Below are 23,721 nucleotides of genomic sequence, written 5' to 3' on the forward strand. Positions count from 1 at the left end.
CTCGACGGCACCCACGGGGCCGTGCGATCGTGGCCCCATGGCTGACGACCCCTCGATCCAGGACCGCATCGGCTCGCTCATCGACGAGGAGCACCGGCTGCGCTCGGCCCTGCAGGCCGGCGACATCACCGTCGACGAGGAGCACGCCCGACTGCGCAGCGTCGAGGTCGAGCTCGACCAGTGCTGGGACCTGCTGAGACAGCGACGGGCCCGGCGCGAGTTCGGCCAGGACCCCGACGGTGCCGAGGTGCGCTCCGAGCGCACCGTCGAGGGCTACACCGGCTGACCGCTCCGATCGCGCGTCAGATCGTGAGGCCGTGACCGAAGGCGAAGAGCGGGTCGTCGTAGCCCGGCACGTCCTCCCCGTGCGCGCGCACCTGGTCCATCGACCGCGGGAGGTCGAAGGGCAGTCGGCCCTCGGGGGCGATGGTGCCGGTGACGGCGTCGAGCAGGGCGTCGTCGCTGCTGCCGTAGCTGCCGACGACGGCCGACGCGAAGCGCAGCAACGGGGTGACGACGGCCGGCCGGTCGAGCACGACGTCGACGACGAGCGGGCACACCGCGGCGATCCGCTCGAGCCGGGCGATGAGGCCGGGTGGGAAGTCGAGCGAGCCCTGGTGGAACCACGACTCGAGGAAGAGGTCCGAACGCGGCTCGAACGGGGCGGTGAGCCGCACGACGGCCACGTCGGCGTCCTCGGGCCGGTCGACGAGCTTGCCGTGCCGCACGACCGCCTCGGGTGAGATGCGCTCGGCGTAGATGCGCAGGCCCTGGTCGAGCGGGAGCCGACCGTCCTCGTTGTGCAGCACGGTCACCGAACGTGCCTGGGCGGCATACCCCTCCTCGCGGAAGTCAGCCCGACCCACGGTCGTGGCGGCGGCGTCCTCGTCGACGTAGGGGTCCTCGAACAGCCCGAGCCGGAACTTCACCGCCAGGATGCGGCGCGCCGACTCGTCGACACGGGCCTCGGTGACCCGACCCGTCGCGACGAGGTCGAGGAGGATGTCGACGCACTCCTCCCCGCCGAACTGGTCGGCACCGGCCTGGAGGATCAGCTCCATCCGACCGTGCGGGTCGAGGTGCTCGACGCCCCACGCGCGCGCGGGGAGCACCTGGTCGCCGACGTGATTGTCGTTGACGAGCTCCCAGTCCGTGACGACGACGCCGTCGTAGCCGAGCTTCTCGCGGAGCAGCCCGGCGACGACCTGCTGGTTGTAGCCGAAGCCGATCGGCTCGATCGGGGCGCCGTCGACGACGAGATCGACCGGCATGCCGTAGTACGGCATGATCCCCGCGGTGCCGGCCTCGATGATCGGCGGGAACGGCTTGAGGTGGTCGGCGAACCGCCCACCGGGATAGACCTGCTCGCGGCCGTAGGGGAAGTGCGCGTCCTCACCGTCCTTCTGCGGACCGCCTCCGGGGAAGTGTTTGCTCGTGCACGCGACGCTGCCCGGGCCGAGCGAATCGCCTTGGAAGCCCTTGAGATACGCCACTCCGAGCTCGGTCACGAGGTCCGGGTCCTGGCCGAAGGTGCCGGCTTGGCGCGCCCAGCGCGGCTCGGTCGCGAGGTCGAGCGTCGGGTGCAGGGCGGCACGGATGCCCACGGCGGCATACTCCTGGCGGGCGATGTCGGCGAAGCGACGCACCGCGTCCGCGTCGCGGAGCGCCGCGAGCCCCAGCGGCTCGGGCCACTGCGAGAACGCCCCGGCGGAGAACGACACCCCGACGTTCTCGATGAACGCGTGCCGCGGGTCGGTCGACACCGTCACGGGTATGCCGTGCGGCGTGCGCTCGGCGAGCGCCTGCAGGGCGTTGCTCCAGCGGGCAGCCATGCGGGGGTCGTCGAGGGCGTGGACGTTGAAGTGGGTGAGGTGCTTGTCGAGCACGACGGTGCTCGTCGGGGACTTGCTGATGGTGCCCGGGCGCTCGAGCACCGTGCCGTCCGCGCCTGTCTCGATGACGGTCTGGAACATCAGCCCGACCTTCTCCTCGAGGGACAGGCGCCCGAGGAGGTCCTCGACGCGTGCCTCGACGGGCAGCCGTGGGTCCTCGTAGGGGTCCATCCGGCCGTTGCCGTTGAGGTCGCGGTAGGCGACGCCGTCCTCGGTGGTGCGAAGCTCCGGGCGCACGAGTCAGGCCTTTCGTCGATGAGGGAGGTTCTGAGGCGTCTCAGGCGATCGGGCTGGCGCCGAACTCCTCGATGCCGATGACGGGCTTGAGCGCGCGCGTCACGGCCGGGGTGCTGAAGCCGCGACGGATGACGTCGTTGCCGAGCACGTTGCCGATCGTGCCCATGACCATGGCCTGGTCGAGCGAGAGGTAGCGGCGCGCCACGGTCCCCGACCGGACGGCGACGGCGTCGAAGAAGCCACCGCGGTCGTAGGAGTGGAAGTCGGCCTTGAGGTTGGCCAGGTTGGTGAAGGCCTCGTCCGGCTCGTGCATCATCGCGAGGAACGCCGCGTGCGGCGTGGCGACGCCGTCGCCGTAGGTCGGGTTCGGGTTCGTCGCCGCACGGCAGTCGCCGAAGCCCGGGTCGTAGTTCGTGCTCTCCTGGTCGGACATGTAACCGGTCGGGTTGAGCCCGAGCGCGTCGACGCCGTACTCCCGGTAGCCGCCGGCCGGGTTGCTCGACGGGCTGAAGCCCCAGTAGCCGTAGCCGGCGTCGACGAGCCCGTGCTCACGCTGGGCCCGGACGTGGAGCGGGTGGTTGCGACCCCACGAGCGGGGGGCCCAGGCAGCCTCGTCGACGAAGACGTCGGGCATGAGCTCCTCGAACATGGAGCCACCCCAGCCGGGCACGATGTGCATGCCGCGGTAGGTGTAGGCGCCCTCGTAGACGTCGAGGCCGTAGTACGTGCGGTTCTCTCCGACGGGCTGCATCTCGTGCCATGACCAGTCGCACGTCGCGGGGAAGGTGCGCCACATCGCGAAGTACTGCTTCGCGGGGACCTGACCGGTGATGATGCCGAGGTAGCTCGTGATGCGCGTCTCCGACACCGTCGTGTCGTAGTGGTGCGTCGTGAGCCAGACGGGGTCGCCGCCGATGTGGGTGCCCTGGTAGGTGCCGCCGGGACGGCCGTCCTCGTAGGGGTAGAAGCCGCCGTGGATGAGGCCGCCCGGGCGCACCTGGTGCGCGGGGTCGCTGTTGTCGTTGTAGAAGGAGTCCCAGCGCATCCGGTCGAAGATCCGCCTGGCCCACGGGGCGGCGGCCCGGTCGGAGCCGGCCACGACGAGCAGCGCCGCCCCGAGCCAGCCGTTGTCGACGCTCGAGGCGAACGCGTAGACCTTGTCACCCGAACCCGGCCAGGACGTCAGGGCCTTGCCGGTCTCCTCGTCGTACCAGTTGTAGTACATGCCGCTGGGGACATGGTGCTCCATGCGGTAGAGCGTCTTCAGCGTGCGGATGAGCCGCGCCGTGGCCTCACCGCGGCTGATGATGCCGAGCTCTCGCGCCGCAATCGTCGACCAGAGGTAGCCGCCGACGTTGGTGGGTGACGTGTAGCCGGAACGGTCGCCGGGCGCGAGCGACTCGGGGATGTTGTCCGCCGGCAGGCCGGTCTGTGGGTTCGTCATCGCGACGAGGCTGCGCCACGTGTCGGCCGCCCACGTGCGCACCGTCGCGCTCTCGAGGGAGCGGACGCCGTTCGGGCCCGTCGACCGCAGGAAGGCGGGCGCCTGGCGGGCGCCGGAGGCCGTCGCGGACGCCGAGGGTGCGAGCGCGAAGGCGGCGACGGAGGCGGCGCCGCCGACGATCAGCGAGCGGCGGCTGGGCGTGTAGAGCTTCTTCTCGGACATGGTGCAGTGCTCCTGTTTCCGGGGTGGGGAGGGCTTACTTGAGGCCGGTGGTGGCGATGCCCTCGATGAAGCGCTTCTGGAAGATGAGGAAGACGATGAGGATCGGGATGATGACGACGGTGGCGCCCGCGAGCAGCAGCCCGTAGTTCGTACTGTTCTGCCCGGTCGAGTAGAGGGCCAGGGCCACCGGGAGGGTGTACTTGTCCTCGGACTGCGCCACGACGAGCGGCCACAGGAAGTTGTTCCAGCTGCCGAGGAAGGTGAGGATGCCCAGCGTCGCGAGGGCAGGGCCACAGAGCGGCAGGATGATCTTCCAGAAGATCCGCAGCTCACCTGCCCCGTCGACGCGGCCGGCGTCGAGCAGGTCCCTCGGCAGTCCGAGGATGAACTGGCGCATGAGGAAGACGCCGAACGGGCTGACGAGGAAGGGCAGGAAGAGGCCGGGCAGCGTGTCGATGAGACCGGCGTTCGCGACGAGCACGAAGAGCGGCACGAAGGTCACGACGCCGGGGATCATGAGTGTGCCCATGACCGCGATGAAGATCGCCTTCTTGCCCCTGAAGTCGAGCATCGCCAGCGCGTAGCCGAGCATCGAGCAGAAGACGAGGTTGCCGGCCGTCACGACGACGGCCACGACGATCGAGTTGGTGAAGAACTGGCCGAAGTTCAGCTTGCTGAACAGCTGGGTGTAGTTGTCGAGCGAGGGGTTGTCCGGCAGCCAGGTCGGCGGGACCTGGCGCAGCTCTCCCTCCCCCTTGAAGCTGCCGAGCACCATCCACACGAAGGGTGCGATGACGGCGAGCAGTGCGACGGTCAGGATGACGTAGAGCCACCAGCGGCTGCCCTGGCTGGAGCCGACCATGCCGGACCCGGTCCGGGCCGCCTTCGGTCCGGGTGCCCGCGTCGTGGGCCTCGGTGCGGTGTCGACGGACATGTCAGGTCCTCTCTCGCAGCAGCCGGAACTGCAGGGCCGTGACGATCGCGATGACGACGAAGATGAGATAGCTCATCGCCGATGCGAGGCCGTAGTTGCCGAAGCCGAACTGCTGGTAGGTGTTGTACGAGACCGTGATCGTGCTGTTGAGCGGGCCGCCCTTGGTCATGACGAACGGCTCCTCGAAGACCTGGAGGTAGCCGATCGAGGTCGTGACGAGGACGAAGAGCAGCGTCGGTCGCAGCAGCGGCATCGTGACGTGGCGGAACCGCTTCCAGGCATTGGCCCCGTCGATGGCGGCGGCCTCGTGCAGCTCGGCAGGCACGGCCTGCAGGCCGGCCAGGAAGATGATCATCGCGGTGCCGAAGTTGCGCCACGCGGCCATCATGATGAGCGCCGGCATCGACCAGTTCGGGTCGCCCAGCCAGTTGGGCCCGGTGATGCCGAACCACCCGAGCACGGTGTTGATGAGGCCGCCCGGATCCTGCAGGAGGAAGCGCCACACGACGGCCACGGCGACGATCGAGGTGATGACCGGCATGTAGAAACCGAGGCGGAACACCGCTCGGAACCGGGTGATCCCCTTGTCGAGCGCCACCGCGGCGGCGAGCGCGAGGACGAGCGTCAGTGGCACGCCGACGAGGACGAAGTACGCCGTGTTGGCGGCGGCCTTGCGGAAGATGGGGTCCGACAGGGCCTTCGTGAAGTTGTCGAGACCGACGATGTTGACGCTGAACGGGTGTCGCAGGTCCTTCGCCTTGGTGTCGGTGATGCTCATGAAGAGCGACTGGATCACCGGCCATGCCGTGAAGGCGAGGAAGAGCAGGCAGAAGGGGATCGCGAGGATCCAGGCCGCCCGCCCCTCCCGTCGCCGGGCCGAGCCGACCCGGCCGGGGGAGCCTCCGTCGCCCGCCCCCCGGGACGACCCGGTGTCGAGTCGTCCCGGAGCGGTGACCGGAGATGGCGTCACGGGTCCGGTGGAGGACCCGGTCGTGCCGGTCTGGGCGGTCACCGGATCACATTCCCGTGCCGATGGACTCGGCCTGCTGCTGCGCCGTCTTCAGGCCGGTGGCGGGGTCCTCGCCCGTCTTCGTGATCTTCTCCAGCTCGGTGTCGAGGCCCTTGACGGCCTGCTCCCAGGTCGGGAACGAGGGCGGCGCCTTGGCGGTCTCGAGCTGCTTGCCGAAGACGGCGAGCTTCTTGTCCGAGGCGAGAGCCGGGTCCTGCCAGGCGCTCTTCACCGACGGCAGGTCGGTCGAGAGGGTGTACCACTTCGACTGGACCTTCGGGTCGGTGAGCCAGCTGACGAACTTCCAGGCCGTGTCGCGGTTCTGGGTGTTCTTGAAGACGACGAAGTTCGAGCCGCCGACGAAGGAGGACGAACCCGCCGAGCCTGCGGGGATCGGGGCGACGTTGTACTTGTCCTTGAAGCCGGCGCCGCCCACCTTCTCGACCGCGGACATCATCCAGGGACCGGAGATGAACATCGGCACGGTCCCCTTCGCGAAGTCGGGCTCGGTCGTCGGGGTCGCCGGTGCGCTCTTGTTGGAGATGCCGTCGGTGAAGAAGGACTGGTAGTACTGCGTGGCCTTGAGCATCTGCGGGCTGTCGAAGTTGTAGGCCTTGCCACCGTCCTTGGTGAGGTCCGCTCCCTCGCCCCACGCGAACGGCATGAGGGTCTGCCACGAGCCCTCTCCGCCGGCCTGCAGGCCGATGCCCCACTTCGCGCCGGCCTTCGTCTGCATGGCCTTGGCCATGTCGTGCAGACCCTGCCAGTCGGTGGGAACCGTGTCGTAACCGGCCTTCTTGGCGAGGTCGCTGCGGTAGAAGACCACTCGGGTCTCGACGTACCACGGGATGCCGTAGGACGTGCCGTTGACCTCGGTCGTCTTCTGCGCGCCATCGAAGAAGGCGGACTTGTCGATCTGCGCAGGGGTCGGGTCGAGCGCGTCACTGCTCGCGAACTCGCCCATCCACGTCGTGCCGACCATGGCGACGTCCGGGGTCTTGCCGGCCGTGATCGCCGTCGTGAACTTGTCGTGCGCGGCGTCCCACGGGATCGCCGTGACCTGGACCTTGACGCCGGGGTTGGCGGCCTCGAAGTCCTTCGTCAGCTTGGGCAGGTTGTCCCCCTCGGCACCCATCGCCCAGACGGTGATCGTGCCGGTGGCCTTGCCGGTGCTGACCGCGGCGCCCGTCTGGCCGGCACTGGTGCCGCCGTTCTCGGCGCTGCGACCGCAGGCGGTCACGGTGAGGGCCGCTGCAGTCATGCACACGACCGTGATGGCTGTGGTGCGTCTCATCGGTGTCTCACTTTCTCGGTGTCTCCGACGTCTGTGTCGGGGTTTGGGGGGCGGGACGGTGGGGGGCGGGGGATGGCGGTGGGGGCGTCGCGGGTGCTGGTCAGCGGGTGGGGCAGCCGCAGGACCCGCGGATGACGACTTCCGTGGGCAGGATCTGGGGCTCGAGCCGGGGCTGGCCCCCGGCGACGCGCTGGTGCAGGCGCTCGGCAGCGAGGACGCCGAGCTCGCGGACGGGCTGGCGCACGGTGGTGAGGCCGGGCCGTACGTAGCGGGAGGTCATGACGTCGTCCCAGCCGACGACGGCGATCTCGCCGGGGACGTCGCGGCCGGCGTCCTGGAGGTGGCTCATGATCGCGAGGGCGAGCTCGTCGTTGGCGCAGACGAGGGCGTCGGCCTCGATCTCGCCGGCGAGGATGCGCTCGGCGACGGCCGCGCCCTCCCCCTCGCGGAACGGCACGCGGACGGGGGCGGCGGGCTCGAGGCGGCGCGCCCGGTGGGCGTTGACGAAGCCGGCGTGGCGCTCGGCGATGTCGGGTGCACCCTCGGGGTCACCGACGAAGAGGAGGCGCGTGCGCCCGTGGGCCAGCACGTGCTCGGTGAGCTGCTCGGCGCTGTGGGCGTTCTCGGCGCGGACGCTCTCGATGCCCTCCTGCGGCGTGCCCGCGATGATGACGACGGGCTTCTGGCCGTGCAGGGCCCGGGCGACGGCGGGTGGCATGGCGGCCGAGCCGAGCACGGCGATGGCGTCGACCCGGGTGGCGAGCTGGCGCACGGCGCGGGCGAGATCGGCCTTGCCGTCGGCGAGCATCAGGGTGACGCTCTGGCCGAGCTCGGCGGCCCGCGACTCGAAGCCCATGAGCAGCTCGGAGTAGTAGGGACCGGTGAGCTCGGGCAGCACGAGACCGTGTGCCTCGTGGTGGCGGACGGCGAGGCTGCGGGCGGCACCGAGTGGCACGTAGTTGAGCTGGTCGACGGCGTCGAGGACCTTCTGCGCCGTCGTCGTCGACACGGTGCCGGCGCCCTGGAGGACGCGGGAGACGGTGGCGATGGAGACGCCGGCGCGCTCGGCCACGGAGTAGATGGTGGCGCCCGCCGAGGCCGCGCCGTCCGGGTGCTTGCGTGCTGTCGCCATGGGTCCCACCTCTCGCGTCTCGTCGTTGAGTGATGTGTCGCGACCAGGCCCCTGACCGGGTCACCCCGGCTCTGTAAGCGCTTACATCCGCACCTCCATAGTGCACAGGCCGGCGCGGGGGCGCAAGACCTCCCCCGCGCCGCAGGTAGCCGTGAGGGGCCGGGCGGGCATCGATGATGCACCCTCCCGGCCCCTCGTCACACGGCGTCACCGACGCCGATCGCGTATGCCGTCACGCCCGCGGGAGCCCTCGCCCCGTCAACCTGTGGCTGGCGTGGGATCGACTGCGGCACAGTCGATCTCGACAACCCCGGTCAGTCGTCGGACGCGATCCACCGCCCGTCGATCATCACGTCGCGGCCGCGCAGCTCGTTCTCCTCGCGCCAGGCCTGGATGCGGCTCGGGACGACCCGGAAGAAGAGGTACGAACCCGAGGTCTCCCGCGGGTCGAAACCGGTCCGCTGGGCGAAACGGTCGGCCTCCGCGGGCTCGAGCGCGGCGGTCGGGACGACCTCGACGGACCCGTCGACCATGACGACGTCACGCGTCGCGCCCAGCCCGATCCGCACCCCTGCGCCGGACGCGAGACCACGTCCCGCGGCGCTGCGCTCACCGGTCGAGAGCAGCATCGTGCGGCCGTCCCAGTCGAACGACAGGGGCACGAGGTGCGGTGACCCGGTGGCGGGGTCGGTCGTCGCGACCCAGCAGTCGATCTCCCGGCCCAACAGCTCCCGGGTGTCCCGGACCCGCTCCTCGGTGGGGCGCGGCGGAGGAGGGGGCGCGGGCGCCTCGGCGGGCCGGCGGCATACGCCCTCGCTGCCGTCGGTGACGTCGTCTGCCGTCATCCCTGCATCACGCCGATCATGTTGCCGTCGGGGTCGGACAGCACGGCCACGGTGCGACCGCCACCGACCGCGGTCGGCTGCTGGCTGACGGTCGCGCCGGCCGCGGTGAGTGCCGCGACCGTCGCCTCGAGGTCGTCGACCGACCAGAAGGGCGTCGCACCGGTGATGCCCTTGCGGTAGCCGCTCGGGTCGAGGGCGATCTCCTGGCCGCCGACGGAGTAGCCGACGTAGTACGACTCGTCGGTGTGCGGTTCCGTGTCGAGCAGGGTCGTGAAGACCTGCTTCGCGGCGGCGAGGTCGGAAACGGGGTAGATGAGGGTGTTCACGGCGGACATCGTGGTCTCCTGGGTGGTCTGGCGCTGGTGGTGGTGGGTTGTCGAGCGGCGATGTCACATCCGGTGGCGCCGGCTCGTCAGTGCTATGACGGATCACGACCGGAGGATGTGACGAGATGGACGACGAGACCCGCGAGCAGTGGCTCGCCCGGGAGTTCGAGCAGCAGCGGCCGCGGCTGCGAGCCGTGGCCTATCGCGTGCTCGGCTCGGCCGCGGACGCCGACGACGCCGTGCAGGAGGGGTGGCTGCGCCTCAGCCGCAGCGACACGACCGAGATCAGCAACCTCGCGGGCTGGCTCACGACCGTCGTCGGGCGGATCAGCCTGGACATGCTGCGGTCGCGCAGCTCGCGCCGCGAGGACAGCTGGGACGCCGGCCTCGCCGAGCTCGTCGCCGGTGGCGACGTGCGCACCGCGCCGACCCAGCCGACGCGCCCTTCCCCCGATCCGGCGAGCGAGGCCGAGCTGGCCGACAGCATCGGTCTGGCCCTGCTCGTCGTCCTCGACACGCTCGCCCCGGCCGAGCGGCTCGCCTTCGTGCTCCATGACCTCTTCGGCATGCCGTTCGAGCAGATCGCCGACATCCTCGACCGCTCCCCGGCTGCGACCCGCCAGCTCGCGAGCCGTGCCCGCCGGCGGGTGCGCGCGGCCGACGCGGACGAGACCGGCCCGGCCCGCACCCGGCAGCGCGAGGTCGTCACGGCCTTTCTCGCCGCCGCACGCGGCGGCGACTTCTCCGCCCTGCTCGAGATGCTCGACCCCGACGTCGTGCTGAGCGCCGACGAGGCGGCGGTCGCGATGGGCTCGCCCGACGTGCTCCGCGGACCCGAGGCCGTGGCCCAGCGGTTCAACGGCGGTGCCAAGTCGGCACGGCTCGCGGCCTTCGACGGGGGCATCGGCGCAGTGTGGACACTGCGGGGCGAGGCCATGGTGGCCTTCCGCTTCACGGTGGACGACCGCGACCTCGTCACCGGCATCGAGATGGTCGCCGACCGCGCCCGGCTCGACGAGATGGAGATCTGGTTCCTGACCGCCTGACCGGCGCGCGAGCCGTCCGCGAGGCGGGCTATCGTCGAGGACGTGGCTGAGGGGATGCGTGCAGCGGTCGTGCTCGGGTCGGGCGGCGCGCGCGGTTACGCCCACATCGGCGCGCTCGAGGTGCTCGCCGAGCGCGGCTTCGAGATCGTGACGATCGCGGGCACGTCGATGGGCGCACTCGTCGGCGGGGTCGCGGCCGCCGGCAAGCTCGACGCGTACACCGACTGGGCCCGGAGCCTGACCCAGCGCGAGGTGTGGCGGCTGCTCGACCTCAGCATCACCTCGCCGAACGGCGCGATCCGCGCCGAGCGGATCATCGCGAAGGTCGGGGAGATCCTCGACGGCGCGACGATCGAGAGCCTGCCGATCCCCTACACGGCCGTGGCGACCGACATCAACGCGCGCCGTGAGGTGTGGTTCCAGCGCGGGCCGGTCGAGCACGCGATCCGCGCCTCCATCGCCATCCCCGGAGTCATCACCCCCGCCGTCATCAACGGCCGGGTCCTCGTCGACGGGGGCCTCATCAACCCGATCCCCATCGAGCCGACCGCGGCGGCGTCTGCGGACCTGACCATTGCCGTCTCCCTGTCGGGCATGCGCGCCACCGGCGGCCCGACGACCCCCGTCAAGGAGTCGTCGGAGCCCGTGTCGCGCGAGGAGTGGACGACCCGACTGCGGCGCGGCGCCGCCGAGGTGCTCGAGTCCGAGCGGGTCCGCGCCATCACGAGCCGCTTCGGTGGGCACGCCCGCGACCACGACGTCGAGCACGACGTCGAGCACGACGTCGAGCACGACCAGCCGATCCCGCCGGAGGCCGTCGACCGGCTCCCGCAGACACCCACCGATGCGCTCGTCGTCCGGTCGGCCGACGTCGGGCTCGTCGACCTGCTCAACATGTCGTTCGAGACGATGAGCGCCCTCATCTCGCGCTACCGGATGGCGAGCAACCCGCCCGACGTGCTCGTCACCGTGCCGTCGAACGCCGTGCGGACGCTCGACTTCCATCGGGCCGCGGAGATGATCGAGCTCGGTCGGCAGCTGACGACCGAGGCGCTCGACCACGCCGGCTACTGAGCGCCCGTTGTGATCCGGCGGATCGTGACGCGGACGATGCCGTGTCTGGTGGGGTGGTCACCCCACCCGGCGCAACCCCATGATGCACGCCATCCGTCGGGCTGTCGGTGGCCGGCCTGAGACTGGCACGGTGGTGATCCTGCACGCCGACGCCGACGCGTTCTTCGCCTCCGTCGAGCAGCGCGACGACCCGGCGCTCCGCGGGCGGCCGATGGTCGTCGCCCACGAGGTCGTCGCGTGCCCGTCCTACGAGGCACGTGCGCTCGGCATCCACGCCGGCATGCCGCTGCGCCAGGTCCAGCGCCGCTGGCCGCACGTGCTCGTCACCGGCTACCGCGCGGAGGCCTACGAGGAGGCGTCCGTCCGGCTCTTCGAGGTGTTCCGCCGCTTCACGCCCCTCGTCGAGCCGGGATCGGTCGAGGAGGCGTTCCTCGATGTCACCGGGCGTGACCGCGGCGATCCGCGCGGGATGGCGGTGGCCCTGCGCGCGGCCGCCCGTGCGGAGGTCGGGCTCCCGGTCTCGGTCGGCGTCGGACGCACCAAGCTCATGGCCAAGCTCGCGAGCCGACGCGCCAAACCTGACGGCCTCGTCGTCGTCGATGCCGAGCTCGAGGCGCGGGTCCGGCCTCGTCTGCGCCTCGACGAGCTCTGGGGTGTCGGTCCGACGACCTACGAGAAGCTCCACGCCGCAGGGCTGTTCGTCGTCGCCGATCTCCAGGGTCTCGACGAGGACGACCTCAAGCGCCTCGTCACCACGGCGATGGCCCGGCGTCTCGTCTCCATCGCGCGCGGCACCGACGACGCGACGATCCGCCTGCCGGGCCGCGCAGGTCGGTCAGCGCGAGCCGGTCGCTGCCCGCGACGCGGACCCGGTCCAAGGTCGTGCCGGTGCTCGAGGGCTGTGTCGATCGTGCGGTCGCGCGGGTGCTCTCGCTCGACGGGCCGCCGCGTCTTCCCCGCCGCCTCGAGGTCCTCGTCCGCTACGACGACGGCACCCAGGTGCTCGAGCGCGGCCCGCTCGAGGCCCCGTCGCTCGACCCGGCCGTCCTGCGGTCCGCGGCCGGAGACCTGCTCGAGCGCACGGCCTACGAGTGGGACGGGCGAGGCGTGACGATGGTCGGCGTGACGCTGCCACTTCCGGCGCCCGCTTGACCTCGAGGTGGCTCGAGGTCGCAGGATGACGGGGTGACCTCACCGACGACGACCGACGCGCTGACGGCGACCGAGGCGACGGCATACCTCCGGCGCATCGGGGCGGCGGCTCCCGAGTCCCCGACGCTGGCGGCGCTCGCGTCGCTGCACCGGGCGCACCTGCTGGCCGTGCCCTTTGAGAGCCTCGACATCTCGCTCGGCCGCCCGATCCGCCTCGACCGCGCGTCGCTGCTGGCCAAGGTCGTCGGTGCCCGGCGCGGCGGTTACTGCTACGAGCTCAACGGCCTGTTCGCCCTGCTGCTGCGCAGACTCGGGTATGCCGTCGCCCTCGTCTCCGCGCGCGTGGCCACGGCGGACGGCGGGCTCACCGACGAGTTCGACCACCTGGCACTCGTCGTGTCGGGTGGCCGTCTCGAGGAGCCGGTGCTCGCGGACGTCGGGTTCGGCGAGGGGCTCGTCGACCCGCTCCCGTTGCGCGACGGCTTCGAGCGACGCGAACGCGGCCACCTCGTGGGACTCCTGCGGCGCGACGACACGTGGGTCTCTCGCGAGCGCCGCGACGGCGAGGACTGGTGCGACCGCTTCGTCTTCTCGACGGTGCCCCACCCGCTGTCCGACTTCGCGGCGCGCAACGAGTGGCAGCAGACCTCGCCCGACAGCCACTTCACCCGGTCGCGCCTCGCATCGGTGCTGACCCCGACGGGACGGGTCACCCTGAGCGGCGACCGGCTCATCACGACGACGCAGGGCCGACGCGAGGAGACCGCGCTCGCCGACGAGGACGCCGTGCGCGCCGCCCTCGCCGACCGCTTCGGCATCGTCCTCGATCGACGGACGTCGGCGGGTCCGCCTCTATAGACTCACGCCATTCGGCCACCGAGAGGGCGACATGAGCCAGGACCCCACACCCGATTCCGATCCTGATGCCTCAGGGAGCCGACGCCTGATGCTCCTGCTGGCCATGGCGATGTTCGTCCTCGTGGTCGACACCTCCTTGATGAACGTGTCCATCTCGGCCGTCATCACCGACCTCGACACGACGGCCAGCGGGGTGCAGTCGGCCATCGCGCTCGAGGCGCTCGTCTCGGCCGCCTTCATCCTCATCAACAGCAAGGTCGGCGACCTCATCGGGCGCAAGCGGGCCTACGTCCTGGGTCTGCTCGGATACGCCGTCGGCGCGCTCGCGATGACGCTCGCCCAGAGCCTCACGGCGATCATCATCTTCTGGGCGATCATCGGAGGCCTGGGAGCCTCGTTGCTCCTGCCGGCGATGCAGTCACTGATCCACGGCAACTTCGCCGGGGCGGCCCAGAAGCAGGCCTACGCGCTCGTCGGCGCCTCAGCCGCCATCGCTGCCGCGATCGGCCCGCTGCTCGGGGGATTCGTCACGACGTACCTGTCGTGGCGGGTCGGGTTCGCACTCGAGGTCCTCATCATCGTCGTCGTGCTGAGCCAGATCCGACTGGTCCGGGACGTCGAGTACACCGGCTCGCGCCAGATCGACGTGGTCGGCGCGATCCTGTCCGCCCTCGGCATGGGTGGGGTCGTGCTGGGCATCCTCGTCTGGCAGGAGGGGGGTCAGTACGTCGGCCTGCTCCTCGTCGTCGGGGCGACGGCGCTCGTGCTCCTGGCCCGGTGGCTCCGCCGCCGCAAGCGCGCCGGACAGGTGACCCTGCTCGACCCGGACCTGTTCCGGCACCCGAACTTCACGGCCGGCGTCTCGGGCCAGCTGCTGCAGCAGGTCACTCTGGGCGGCGCCATGATCGCCCTGCCGCTCTACTTCCAGATGACCCTGGAGTACAACGCCCTGCAGTCCGGTCTGTCGCTGGCACCGCTGTCGCTGACGATGTTCGGGGCAGCCCTGCTGGCCGGACGCAAGGCCGGTGACCGGCGACCGGCCTCGATCATCCGCACCGGCTTCGTCCTCACGAGTCTGGGTGTCGCGATCATCCTCCCGCTCGTGCCCCGCGCCGACAGTGGCTGGTGGTTCGTGCTCCCGCTGGCCATCACCGGCTGCGGGCTCGGCCTCCTCGTGTCGCAGCTGAACAACTACACCCTCGCGCCGGTCGAGGAGGAGCGCGTCAGCGAGGCCGCCGGCGTCAACTCCGCCGCCGGGTCCTTCGGCCTCTCCTTCGGTCTCGCCATGGCGGGCGGACTGATGCTCGCCGCGCTGTCCGTCGGTTTCACCCAGATGGCGCAGAACAGCTCCGTCATCCCGGCCGCACAGCAGCAGCAGATCGCCCAGGCTCTCGAGCACGACGCCGAGATCATGAGCAACAGCCAGCTGGAACAGCAGATCTCGGGCCAGCCGCCCGAGGTGGAGGCCGAGGTGCTGGCCATCAACGAGGACGCCCGCAACCGCTCTCTCCAGATCGCGCTGCTCGTCCCGCTCATCGCCGGCTTGCTGGGCCTGCTCAACTCGTTCCGCATGCTGCGGCTGCCCGACCAGAAGCCGTCGGCATCCCTCGACGGACTCGACTTCGGCTGACCGTCTCGGGCGGCAGGGCGTGAGGGGCTCAGCCGAGAGGGCCCGCCCGGAGGGAGCTCCGCCGGAGGCGCTCCGCCGGATGGGCTCCTCGGGAAGGAGCTCAGCCGGAGGGAGCACAGCCGGAGGAGCACAGCCGGAGGGAGCTCCGCCGGGAGGGGCTCTTCGGATGGGCTCAGCCGGAGAGGGCCCAGCTGGAGGGAGCTCCGCCGGAGGGACCCTTCAGCCCCAGGCGTCCTTGGTCGGACGGCACAGGCAGAACGGGTGGCCGGCCGGGTCGGCGTACACGCGGAACCCGCGGTCGGGCGCCGGTCGGGGCGGCTCGACGGGGTCGAGGGCCGCGCCCCCGAGGGCTAGCACCCGCTCGTGGGCGGCGGCGATGTCGGCGACGACGAAGTCGAGGTGCGCCTGCTGCTGGCCGCGGGGCCAGTCAGGGGACTCGTGCCCGGGTGCGAGCTGGGTCGCGATGCGCGGCCCGTCCCACAGCACGTTGAACCAGTCCCCGTCGGGGTCAGCCTCCACGCGGCCGCCCAGCAGGTCGGCGTAGAAGCGCGCCACTCCTGCCGCGTCCGCGCAGTCGAGCGCGACGCAGTCCCAGCTGATCGTCGATCCGGTGCTCTTCTCTGAGGTCATGCCCACCACCCAACCACCGCCTGACGACAGCGCGTCAGACCGACGGAGCGGGGATCGACAGAACGGGACCGACAGAACGGGATCGTCCAAGGCCCGGCCGGCGGCACCCCGCGCGTGGCGACGCACGACATCGCGGGGTCGGAGAGCGTCCGCGCGCCGGGGGCGGCCCGCACCTGGACATCGCCCCAGCCCTTCGCTCGCCACCTGCTCCCGCCGAGCAGGGGTCATCGCCACCGGAATGGTCCGGGACCATCCCGTGCACGTGCCCCGGCCCGCGCCGGGTCAGGGCCGTCGATGCTCGCGCGGTGGCTGCCAGATGACGTGACTCGGCGTGACGATCGCCGTCACCCCGAGCTGGTGGACGATCGTGTGGTGCCTCCCACAGAGGAGGGCACCGTTGGACAGGTCAGTCGCTCCGCCGTGAAGCCAGTGCACCACGTGGTGCGCCTCGCACCACTGCGGAGGTACGGAGCACCCCGGGTAGCTGCAGCCGTGGTCACGCTGCGCCAGCGCCAGCCTCTGGGCGGGAGTGAAGTAGCGATCCTCGCGGCCGATGTCGAGCGACTGGGACGGGCCGCCCAGCACCATCGGGATGACCTCGGCCTCGCAGGCCACCCGGCGCACCGTCGCTGCGGACAGGACCTCGTCGTTGTCGGCCAGCCCGGCACCGCGCAGTCGGTCGAGCAACGCCTCCAGCGACATCGTGACCACGAGCTTCGTCCTCGGCGTCCGGGTGACGCCTTGGGGCGCCGCGACGGCGCGTCCGATCAGCTCGAGCAGGGCGTCGGCACGGCGCGTCGCCGCCGACCGGGGATCGACGGACCCGCGCTGGACTCTCGCGCCGCCAGCCTCCGCATCGATGCCCCGCGCGCGTCGGCCAGCCGCCCCACCAGCCGCCCCACGCTCGGCGGCTGACCCTCGGCAGATCCGGCCAGATGATTCTTCGCTGCCGGGCAGCGTGGGCCAACGACTCCAGTCCAGATCAGGGCGCGGCCGCGCCAAGGCGTCGATCGCAGCGTCGACGATCGCCGATCCCTCGGGGTCGAGCCTCCAGAGGTACTCCGTCATCCCGGCACACCGGCCGATCTTCGTCAGCGAGCCTGCCGCGCGGAGTCGCTGGTCGTCGTCCTCGACGACCGCCGGGGCTCGCAGGCTCGCCCGGCCGTGCGCTGCCAGTCGCCGCAGCTCCTTGAGGCCGAGCGCCGGGGCGCCCTCGACCATCGCGTCGACGACGCCGTCGACCTGGGCTGCATCGGCGAACCGGATGACGTCGTCACGGAAGCGCACGATGACCGCAGCCTTGTCGACCGAGAGCGAGCCTGCGCGGACGCCTCCTGACAGAGCAGCCCACCGGGGCTCGTTCATGGCCGCGCCCACCGCGGTCAGAGCGGCCGACGCACCCGCAGCCAGGCCGGGAGCGTGTCCAGCGACCCAGTCGTTGCGGGAGAGCCCGGAACGGTCGGGAAGTCCTCGCGCGCTCACCTCGGCGGCCAGCACCGCCGACAGGTTGTGCGCCATCTCGCGAAGCGCCTGAGCCTGCTCGATCGCGTCACCGAGCCCCGTCTCGGCCATCGCCCAGAGCGGGGTGGTGCGTGCGACGAGCCGGAGCTCCGCAGCCATGGAGGCCAGTCGTGCCGCGAGCCCCGGGAGGTCGGTCAGCCCCATCACCTCCGCGACGGCGGCCTCCCGCTCGCCGCCGGGACGCGGCAGCCGATCGGAGGGAGGGACACCCTCGTGGCGCACGCCACCCCCGGGGCGCTCCTTGGTCGCTGCGATCATGATTCGATCATACGTTCGACTGGCGACAGCGCTCTCCGGCTGTCCACAGGCCCAGAGACCCAGAGACCCACAGGCCCGCAGGCCCACAGGCACTCAGGCCCGCCGTCGACGAGCCCGTCCACGCACGACGGTCGACGGCGGGCTCGATCCCTCAGCGGGTCGGCTTCGGCCAGACGAGCGTCGTCGAGGTGATGGGTCGCACCGTCGTGGCGGGTCCGGAGCCGCCCACGGTCACGGTGTGCGTGCCAGGGGGAAGGTCGTCGAAGGTCGCGACGCCATGGCCCTTCCGCAGGGTCGGCTCGACGCTCGCGAGCACCGTGCCCTGCTCGCTCGTGATGGTGACGGTCACGGCCTTGCGCGGCGGGTCGGCCCCGGGGTCGTCCGCCTCGAGGTCGAAGGCCACCTTGAGGGCCTGGCCCTGCGTCACGAGGTCGGGCACGACGGCACGTACGTTCGTGTCGGTGATCTCGCGACGACGGACCGGCTGGGCGGTGAGGATCTCCTGCACCTGGTCGAGGACGAGCTGGTTGCACTGGAGGTTGGTGTGCTGGTCGGGCACCCGCACGGCCAGGTTCGTGTCGAGAGCCTCGCCGAGACCGACGGCCCCGGTCAGGGGCACCGTGCCGTCACCGAAGTCGTTGTCGGTGCCGAAGTCCTGGTAGGCCGTGGCCGTGCCACCCGAGAGCTGGACCGTGGTCGCGGTCGGCTGCCGGATGCCGACGATCATGTGCGAGGAAGTCCGGCTCCCCGGGCGGCCGGACTCCGCGGCCTGGAGGTCGGTGTGGAAGGCCATCGCGTCGGCGACCATCGCGGTGCTGACGTTGGGCACCGACACCTCGGTCGTCTTCGCATAACCCCCCGCGTTGCCGATGCAGGCGAACTCCGGCAGCAGCTGGAAGAGCGAGGGCATGCTGCGCGAGAAGTCCGTGAGGTCGATCGACAACGGACCGATGCCCTTCTTGACGCCGTTGACGAGCTGCGTGAGCGCGTCGGTCGCACCACGCCACGGGGTGCCGAGGGTGATGAGCTTGCGGGTCACCTCGGCGCCGCCGCACTTCTCGATGTACCAGCGGGCGACGAGCCCACCCATGGAGTGGCAGACGAAGACGACCTTCGCATCGGCATACGCCCCGCCCTGCGCCCGCAGCTGCTCGAGTGCCGGCTCGACGATGGTCTTGAGTCGCGCGCCGTTGTAGCGGTTGGAGAGGCGCCAGTCGTACGCGTACGTGATGAGCGTGGCCGGATTGCCGCCGGTGCCCCGCTGGTACCCCTGCTTCTCCAATGCGGTGACGAGCACGTCGTAGCCGCGGATCGGCGTCCAGATGCCCGGCAGGACGTGGACGTCGGGCATGAGCGCGACGGGCTCGACGCCGTCGCCCGGGTGGTCGTCGCCGATCCCCTCCGGCAGGACCTTCTTGAGGATCGACTGGCCGCCGGTCAGCAGCTTCCAGACGGCGCCGGCGCTCGGGGCCCAGATGAGGTTCTCGCTCGCCGGTGACCCGTCGTCACCCCGGACCCCGAGTGTGCTGCCGGTGATCCCCGGAAGCACCACGACCAGGTCGTTGCTCGTCATGCGGACCCACCACCCATCCCTACTCCGCTGAACTGCGTCATGAGCTACGTCGGAACTGCGTCGATGAACTGCGCCGGACAGTCCCGACCAACCAACGGTGGCACCAGCGGGGCCCGGTGATACGCGAAACGGCCAAGCCCGCGACGGCATCGGGTATGGATGCGGCACAGTGGTTCCGGAACCCGCCGGACGACAGAGAGGCCTTTCGTGGACATCACCGACGTCATCCTCCGCCAGCACGACGAGCAGCGACGGATGTTCGCCATGCTCGAGGAGTGGCCGCGCGACGACCACGAGGGCCTCGCCGCCGTCTGGAAGCGTCTCGAGATCCTCCTCGAGACGCACGCCGAGGCCGAGGAGCTCTACTTCTACCCGGAGCTGCTGCGCATCGGCACGGGCGGCGCCGACGCCGAGTCCGTCGACGAGGAGGTCGAGGACGCCGTCAAGGACCACAACGACATCCGCAGGTCCGTGCGCAAGGTCAGGCGCTGCCGCACCGGGTCCGACGCGTGGTGGACGGCCGTCGTCGACGCCAACGTCCACAACAGCGACCACATGGGTGAGGAGGAGCGCCAGGACCTCGCCGACTTCCGCCAGCGCGCGAGTCTGGAGCTCCGTCACGAGATCGCGGTCCAGTTCCTGCGCTACGAGGCCGTCCGCTGGGCCGACGGGATCACCCCGAAGGACAAGGACCCCGAGCGCTACGTCGCCGCGAAGAAGACGACCAAGGCGTCGGCCACGGCGAAGAAGGCCGCCCGCGACGCGAAGAAGGCCGCCAAGACCGCGCCCGCCCGCGCGGCCCGCTCCAAGAAGGCCTCCGCAGGCGCCTCCGAAGAGTGACTACGCGGTGAGCCGGTCGCGGCGGCGACGTTCGAGTCGGAGGGCGACGAGGACGAGCACACCGGCGACGAGCCCCCAGAAGGCGGCGCCGACGCCGGCGACGGTGATGCCCGACGCGGCCACGACGAGGGTGACGGCGCCGGCCTCGCGGGTCGAGACGTCGGTCAGCGCGGCCGCTGCCGCGCTCGCGAAGGTGCCGAGCAGGGCAAGACCGGCGATGGTCTCGATGAGACCGGCGGGCGCCGAACGCGCTGCCGCCGTGACGATCCCGGCGAGCGGGCCGAAGGCGAGGTAGGTGACGCCGCACGCGACACCCGCGACCCAGCGCCGGCTCCGGTCCGAGTGCGCCTCGGGGCCCGCGGCCAGCGCCGCGGAGATCGCGGCGAGGTTGATCGCGTGCGCGCCGCCGACGGCTCCGAGGGCGCTCGCGCCACCGGTGTAGAGCAGGGGACCTCGGATGCCGGGCCGGTAGCCGAACGACGCGAGCACGGCCATGCCGGGGATGTTCTGGCTCGTCATCGTGACGATGAAGAGCGGGATCGCCACGGCGAGAAGGGTGGTCGCATCCCACGTCGGTGCGACGAGCACGATGGACGGCACCGCCGACCCGAGGTCGAGCCGCGCGAAGACCCCCTGCACGGCCATGACGACGAGGGCCGCGACGAGCGCGCCGATGACGGCCCACCGCCGCGCAACCGCGACGAGGACGAGCCACGTGACCATGACCGGCGCGATGGCGGCCGGCGTCGCGACGACCGCGCGGAACGGGGCGACGCAGAGCGTCAGCAGCACCCCCGCGAGCATCGCGCTCGCGAGCGGACCGGGGATCGCCTCGACGAGCCGCTCGAGCGGTCGCACGAGGCCACAGAGGGCCAGCAGAAGTCCACAGACGACGAAAGCGCCCACCGCAGAGGCGAACCCACCGGCCGGCACCGCCGCTGCAGCGAGCAGTGCGGCGCCCGGCGTCGACCACGCCATGGTGATCGGCATCCGCAGCCGCCACGAGAAGAGCACGCAGCCGAGGCCCATCGTCACGCAGAGGACGAGCAGGCCCGAGGCCGCCTGCTCAGGGTCCGCGCCGACGGCGCGCAGGCCCGTCAGCACGACGGCGAACGAGCTCGTGAAGCCGACGAGCCCGCAGACGACACCGGCCAGCACCGCGTGTGCCGTCGAACCGGACGGGACGGACGAGCCCGACGGGCGGTGGTGCGACGTCACCGCCGGCTCAGCGCAGGTGGCTGCTGGCGGCGAGCGCACGGCATACGCGGTCGTATGCCGTGGGGCTTCCGGCGGCGACGAGCCCCGGGGGCGCGATGTCGCGCGGTGAGTACGTGACGCCCGCGGTCGTGCCGAGCAGGCCGCCGGCCTCGGAGAGCAGGAGCGAGCCGGGCACGTGGTCCCACGGCGCGGCCTTGGCGTAGACGATGTAGTCGGCCGCGCCCTCGACGAGCTTGGGGTAGTCGATGCCGCACGACACCCACGTCAGGGTCATCGGCTCGAGGCCGTCGAGCGACTGACCGATCCACGCGCGGCGGGAGGTGCGGCCGCGCAGGGCGCCCTCCGGCCGCTCGGGGACCGTCAGGCGACGCGACCCGTCGGCGTCGTGGCGCCACGTGCCGGCCCCGCGTTCGGCGACGAAGCCGAGCTCGTGCTGCGGCTGCCAGATCCACGCCCGCACGGCCTCGCCGGCGACCGTCTCGGCGACCATGACGGCATGGTCCTTGGAGCCGTGGACGAAGTTCTTCGTGCCGTCGACGGGGTCGACGGTGAACGCGTGGTCGGCGGCGGCATACCGCTCCATGAGCGCGGGGTCGCCCGCGAACGTCTCCTCCCCGAGCACGACGGCGTCGGGGTAGGCGGCGACGAGGGCTGCCGTGATGAGCACCTCGGCCTCCCGGTCGGCGTCGGTGACGAGGTCGCCGGGTCGCTTCTCGTGGATCTCGCCGGCCGCGAGCGCCCGGAACCGCGGGTTGATGACCTCCTCGGCCACGTCCTTGAGCAGGCTCAGTACCTCGTCGGTCTCCACGCCCACAACCTAGCGAGCGACAGGCGACCTCAGCGGAGCGGTCTCAGGTGCTCGGGCACCTCGAGCCACCAGACGAGCGTGGCGCGAGCCTGCTCGGTCATCGCGAGCGGGTCGGACCCCGGCTGCGGCAGAGCGTCCACGAGAGCCGCGACGAGGTCCTGGCGCCCCCGCATGCCGAGGGCGTAGACGAGGCCGCGGAGCAGCTGGACGTCGGGCTCGGTCCGGCCGGTGGCGACGATCTCGGCGATCCGCCGGGCGACGGCCTCCTCCCGCTCGTCGCGCCGCCGACCCCGCGGCTCCACCGTGTTGCCGATGACGTAGCCCGCCTCCTTGGCGACGTCCGGGGCGGAGGCCGGCGACAGCGCGACCCGCTCGAAGAGGTCGAGGTCCTCGACCTGGGCCATCCAGGTCAGCACGGTCAGGCTCTCGTGCGCTGCCACCGTGTCGTGGCGCGCGAGGGCGTCGGCGAACGCCGCGGCGTGGACCCGGCCGACGATCCGGCTCTGCGGCGACAGCATGAGGATGCCGAGGGCGTAGGAGCGGTCCTCCTCGTTCGTCTCGCCGAGCGCCGTCTGCAGCAGGTCGCCGAGGATCGGCTCGTGGGCGGTCGCCTGCCCCTCGGCCGCCTCGAGCTCGCTCCGGATGCGCAGGTGCGCCTCACGGATCGCCTGGGCCGTGATGGCTCGACCGTGGCGGATGATCGAGGCAGCCGCACGACGGTCCTCGGCCGTGAGCCCCGTCGCGACGCGGTGGCCGTCGGGACCCAGCGTGCGCACGAGGTTGGCGGCGCCGCGGTGCACGAGATAGGGGTGGGAGGGGTCGCGCAGGTGCTCGACCGCGAGCCGGACCGCTTCGAGCCGGGTCTCGGGGTCGAGGCCGGTGCCCCGCACGAGGGTCGTCAGCACGCTGAGGCAGGCCCGCAGCGAGCTGGCGTTGGTGGGCTCCCGCAACTGGCCCACGAGGACGGCGTAGCCCCGCGGGGCCTCCATGAAGCGCAGCAGGCTCAGGGTGTCGACGTAGAACTGGGCGTCGGGACGGTCCACGACCTCCGCGGCCAGCGAGGCCACGACGCCGGCGCTGCGCGGGTGCCCGGCCAGGCGCGCGATGGCCTCGGCCCGCTGCACGTAGTCGAGGTCGAGCCCGAGGCTGACCTCCTGGAGGAGTCGTCGGATCAGCCCCTCCCAGTCGCCGGCCCGCACCATCGCGTGCGGCATCCGGCCGAGGTGGTCCGAGAGCCGGTCCCAGTCGCCGCCGCTCATCCGCTCGTCGGCGAGCGCCCGCTCGAGCAGGAGCAGCGTCGCGTCGACGTCGGGCGGGGTCGGCGGAGGCAGCGTGGCGCACGGGCGGACGGGCTGGTACGAGCGCGAGAAGAGGTCGACGGCGGCGAGGAGCCGGCCCTCGCGCAGATCGAGCACCCTCTCGTAGCGGCGCACGAGCGACCGGGTCACCTCGACGCGGCCGTTCTCCCAGCGCCCGACCTGGGCCCGGTGCACCGGCTCGGCCCGACCCGCGCCCTGGGCGAAGCCCGCGGCGCTGCGCAGGGCGGGGTCGGCGGCCTGCAGTCGGGCGTTGCGCAGCACCCACTGGACCTGTTCGTTCAACACGGCGACGCCCAGGCGTGGCGCCCTGTTGCGCGTGGCGCCCACGTGCGCAACGAGGACCCGTCACGGCTCTCGACCTTCGTATCGTGACGTCTGGCACCGGTGGGCCGGGGCGGGAGTCGACGACAGGGGGAGACTCCCGCCCCACCACCGGCCTGTCGTCGCATGAGCGCCGGG

21 protein-coding genes and 1 pseudogene are annotated in these 23,721 nt (G+C 71.6%); 8 read left to right on the forward strand and 14 right to left on the reverse strand.

Features of this window, described 5'->3' with window-relative positions; all coding sequences use genetic code 11:
* Positions 1–37: 37 nt before the first annotated feature.
* Positions 38–286 carry a DUF2630 family protein gene (locus tag NR112_RS04950; RefSeq protein ID WP_020141871.1) on the forward strand — a complete coding sequence of 83 codons (249 nt, stop codon included), beginning with the start codon at positions 38–40 and terminating at the stop codon, positions 284–286.
* Positions 287–302: 16 nt separating this feature from the next.
* On the opposite strand, the gene NR112_RS04955 is transcribed toward NR112_RS04950, so the two are convergent.
* The 8 genes from NR112_RS04955 to NR112_RS04990 all read right to left on the reverse strand — a co-directional run bounded on the left by NR112_RS04955 (position 303) and on the right by NR112_RS04990 (position 9,344).
* Complete coding sequence (locus tag NR112_RS04955) at positions 303–2,129, reverse strand: glycoside hydrolase family 3 protein (RefSeq protein ID WP_256792879.1); 1,827 nt, start codon at positions 2,127–2,129, stop codon at positions 303–305.
* 40 nt (positions 2,130–2,169) lie between these two features.
* Positions 2,170–3,795, reverse strand: a complete 1,626-nt coding sequence (locus NR112_RS04960) for a glucoamylase family protein (protein ID WP_256792880.1) — start codon at positions 3,793–3,795, stop codon at positions 2,170–2,172.
* A 34-nt stretch (positions 3,796–3,829) separates the two neighbouring features.
* Complete coding sequence (locus tag NR112_RS04965) at positions 3,830–4,729, reverse strand: carbohydrate ABC transporter permease (RefSeq protein ID WP_256792881.1); 900 nt, start codon at positions 4,727–4,729, stop codon at positions 3,830–3,832.
* A 1-nt stretch (position 4,730) separates the two neighbouring features.
* Entirely contained in the window at positions 4,731–5,741 is a 1,011-nt protein-coding gene (locus NR112_RS04970) for a carbohydrate ABC transporter permease (protein WP_256792882.1), read from the reverse strand.
* Positions 5,742–5,745: 4 nt separating this feature from the next.
* Positions 5,746–6,999, reverse strand: a complete 1,254-nt coding sequence (locus NR112_RS04975) for a sugar ABC transporter substrate-binding protein (RefSeq protein ID WP_256792883.1) — start codon at positions 6,997–6,999, stop codon at positions 5,746–5,748.
* 133 nt (positions 7,000–7,132) lie between these two features.
* Positions 7,133–8,164, reverse strand: coding sequence for a LacI family DNA-binding transcriptional regulator (locus tag NR112_RS04980; RefSeq protein WP_256792884.1), 1,032 nt, complete (start codon positions 8,162–8,164; stop codon positions 7,133–7,135).
* A 314-nt stretch (positions 8,165–8,478) separates the two neighbouring features.
* Complete coding sequence (locus NR112_RS04985; protein ID WP_256792885.1) at positions 8,479–9,009, reverse strand: pyridoxamine 5'-phosphate oxidase family protein; 531 nt, start codon at positions 9,007–9,009, stop codon at positions 8,479–8,481.
* Positions 9,006–9,344, reverse strand: coding sequence for a VOC family protein (locus NR112_RS04990; RefSeq protein WP_256792886.1), 339 nt, complete (start codon positions 9,342–9,344; stop codon positions 9,006–9,008). Before NR112_RS04990 ends, NR112_RS04985 begins: the two co-directional genes overlap by 4 nt.
* A 116-nt stretch (positions 9,345–9,460) precedes the next feature.
* On the opposite strand from NR112_RS04990, the gene NR112_RS04995 reads away from it, so the two are divergent.
* From NR112_RS04995 to NR112_RS05015, 6 genes and pseudogenes are all read left to right on the forward strand, one after another.
* Positions 9,461–10,381, forward strand: a complete 921-nt coding sequence (locus NR112_RS04995) for a sigma-70 family RNA polymerase sigma factor (protein WP_256792887.1) — start codon at positions 9,461–9,463, stop codon at positions 10,379–10,381.
* Positions 10,382–10,435: 54 nt separating this feature from the next.
* On the forward strand, positions 10,436–11,455 hold the full coding sequence (locus tag NR112_RS05000) for a patatin-like phospholipase family protein (RefSeq protein WP_306216836.1): 1,020 nt from the start codon (positions 10,436–10,438) through the stop codon (positions 11,453–11,455).
* 82 nt (positions 11,456–11,537) lie between these two features.
* Positions 11,538–11,963: pseudogene (locus NR112_RS23165) on the forward strand (DNA polymerase IV); the annotation flags it as partial.
* A gap of 374 nt (positions 11,964–12,337) precedes the next feature.
* Positions 12,338–12,607: a hypothetical protein gene (locus NR112_RS23170; protein WP_374511521.1), complete on the forward strand. Its 270-nt coding sequence runs from the start codon at positions 12,338–12,340 to the stop codon at positions 12,605–12,607.
* A gap of 33 nt (positions 12,608–12,640) precedes the next feature.
* A complete protein-coding gene (locus tag NR112_RS05010) occupies positions 12,641–13,465 on the forward strand; it encodes an arylamine N-acetyltransferase (protein ID WP_256792890.1) in 825 nt (274 codons plus the stop codon).
* A gap of 31 nt (positions 13,466–13,496) precedes the next feature.
* Positions 13,497–15,095 (forward strand): MFS transporter, encoded by a 1,599-nt coding sequence (locus tag NR112_RS05015; protein ID WP_256792891.1) that lies wholly within the window; start codon positions 13,497–13,499, stop codon positions 15,093–15,095.
* A 219-nt stretch (positions 15,096–15,314) separates the two neighbouring features.
* Here the strand turns inward: NR112_RS05015 and NR112_RS05020 are convergent, their stop codons facing one another.
* The 3 genes from NR112_RS05020 to NR112_RS05030 all read right to left on the reverse strand — a co-directional run bounded on the left by NR112_RS05020 (position 15,315) and on the right by NR112_RS05030 (position 19,077).
* A complete protein-coding gene (locus NR112_RS05020; RefSeq protein ID WP_256792892.1) occupies positions 15,315–15,725 on the reverse strand; it encodes a VOC family protein in 411 nt (136 codons plus the stop codon).
* 282 nt (positions 15,726–16,007) lie between these two features.
* Positions 16,008–17,504, reverse strand: a complete 1,497-nt coding sequence (locus NR112_RS05025) for an HNH endonuclease signature motif containing protein (protein WP_256792893.1) — start codon at positions 17,502–17,504, stop codon at positions 16,008–16,010.
* A 151-nt stretch (positions 17,505–17,655) separates the two neighbouring features.
* Positions 17,656–19,077 carry a triacylglycerol lipase gene (locus NR112_RS05030; protein WP_256792894.1) on the reverse strand — a complete coding sequence of 474 codons (1,422 nt, stop codon included), beginning with the start codon at positions 19,075–19,077 and terminating at the stop codon, positions 17,656–17,658.
* A gap of 207 nt (positions 19,078–19,284) precedes the next feature.
* Between NR112_RS05030 and NR112_RS05035 the strand changes: the two genes are divergently transcribed.
* On the forward strand, positions 19,285–19,917 hold the full coding sequence (locus tag NR112_RS05035) for a hemerythrin domain-containing protein (RefSeq protein ID WP_256792895.1): 633 nt from the start codon (positions 19,285–19,287) through the stop codon (positions 19,915–19,917).
* Here NR112_RS05035 and NR112_RS05040 read toward each other — a convergent pair whose 3' ends face one another.
* Genes NR112_RS05040 through NR112_RS05050 form a run of 3 tightly spaced genes read right to left on the reverse strand, consistent with a single transcriptional unit; the run spans position 19,918 to position 23,547 of the window.
* Positions 19,918–21,135 carry a benzoate/H(+) symporter BenE family transporter gene (locus tag NR112_RS05040; protein ID WP_256792896.1) on the reverse strand — a complete coding sequence of 406 codons (1,218 nt, stop codon included), beginning with the start codon at positions 21,133–21,135 and terminating at the stop codon, positions 19,918–19,920.
* Positions 21,136–21,142: 7 nt separating this feature from the next.
* Positions 21,143–21,943, reverse strand: coding sequence for an inositol monophosphatase (locus NR112_RS05045; RefSeq protein WP_256792897.1), 801 nt, complete (start codon positions 21,941–21,943; stop codon positions 21,143–21,145).
* Positions 21,944–21,972: 29 nt separating this feature from the next.
* Entirely contained in the window at positions 21,973–23,547 is a 1,575-nt protein-coding gene (locus NR112_RS05050) for a hypothetical protein (RefSeq protein ID WP_256792899.1), read from the reverse strand.
* Positions 23,548–23,721: the final 174 nt, after the last annotated feature.

It is taken from the genome of Terrabacter sp. Ter38, from assembly GCF_024519435.1.
Taxonomy (GTDB): Bacteria; Actinomycetota; Actinomycetes; order Actinomycetales; family Dermatophilaceae; genus Terrabacter.

Bases quoted from the DNA above. Each gene is read 5' to 3' on its own strand.
- NR112_RS04950 (WP_020141871.1), top strand. From the start codon at position 38: ATGGCTGACGACCCCTCGATCCAGGACCGCATCGGCTCGCTCATCGAC.
- NR112_RS04960 (WP_256792880.1), bottom strand. From the start codon at position 3,795: ATGTCCGAGAAGAAGCTCTACACGCCCAGCCGCCGCTCGCTGATCGTC.
- NR112_RS04965 (WP_256792881.1), bottom strand. From the start codon at position 4,729: ATGTCCGTCGACACCGCACCGAGGCCCACGACGCGGGCACCCGGACCG.
- NR112_RS04975 (WP_256792883.1), bottom strand. From the start codon at position 6,999: ATGACTGCAGCGGCCCTCACCGTGACCGCCTGCGGTCGCAGCGCCGAG.
- NR112_RS04980 (WP_256792884.1), bottom strand. From the start codon at position 8,164: ATGGCGACAGCACGCAAGCACCCGGACGGCGCGGCCTCGGCGGGCGCC.
- NR112_RS04985 (WP_256792885.1), bottom strand. From the start codon at position 9,009: ATGACGGCAGACGACGTCACCGACGGCAGCGAGGGCGTATGCCGCCGG.
- NR112_RS04990 (WP_256792886.1), bottom strand. From the start codon at position 9,344: ATGTCCGCCGTGAACACCCTCATCTACCCCGTTTCCGACCTCGCCGCC.
- NR112_RS04995 (WP_256792887.1), top strand. From the start codon at position 9,461: ATGGACGACGAGACCCGCGAGCAGTGGCTCGCCCGGGAGTTCGAGCAG.
- NR112_RS05000 (WP_306216836.1), top strand. From the start codon at position 10,436: ATGCGTGCAGCGGTCGTGCTCGGGTCGGGCGGCGCGCGCGGTTACGCC.
- NR112_RS05015 (WP_256792891.1), top strand. From the start codon at position 13,497: ATGAGCCAGGACCCCACACCCGATTCCGATCCTGATGCCTCAGGGAGC.
- NR112_RS05020 (WP_256792892.1), bottom strand. From the start codon at position 15,725: ATGACCTCAGAGAAGAGCACCGGATCGACGATCAGCTGGGACTGCGTC.
- NR112_RS05025 (WP_256792893.1), bottom strand. From the start codon at position 17,504: ATGATCGCAGCGACCAAGGAGCGCCCCGGGGGTGGCGTGCGCCACGAG.
- NR112_RS05030 (WP_256792894.1), bottom strand. From the start codon at position 19,077: ATGACGAGCAACGACCTGGTCGTGGTGCTTCCGGGGATCACCGGCAGC.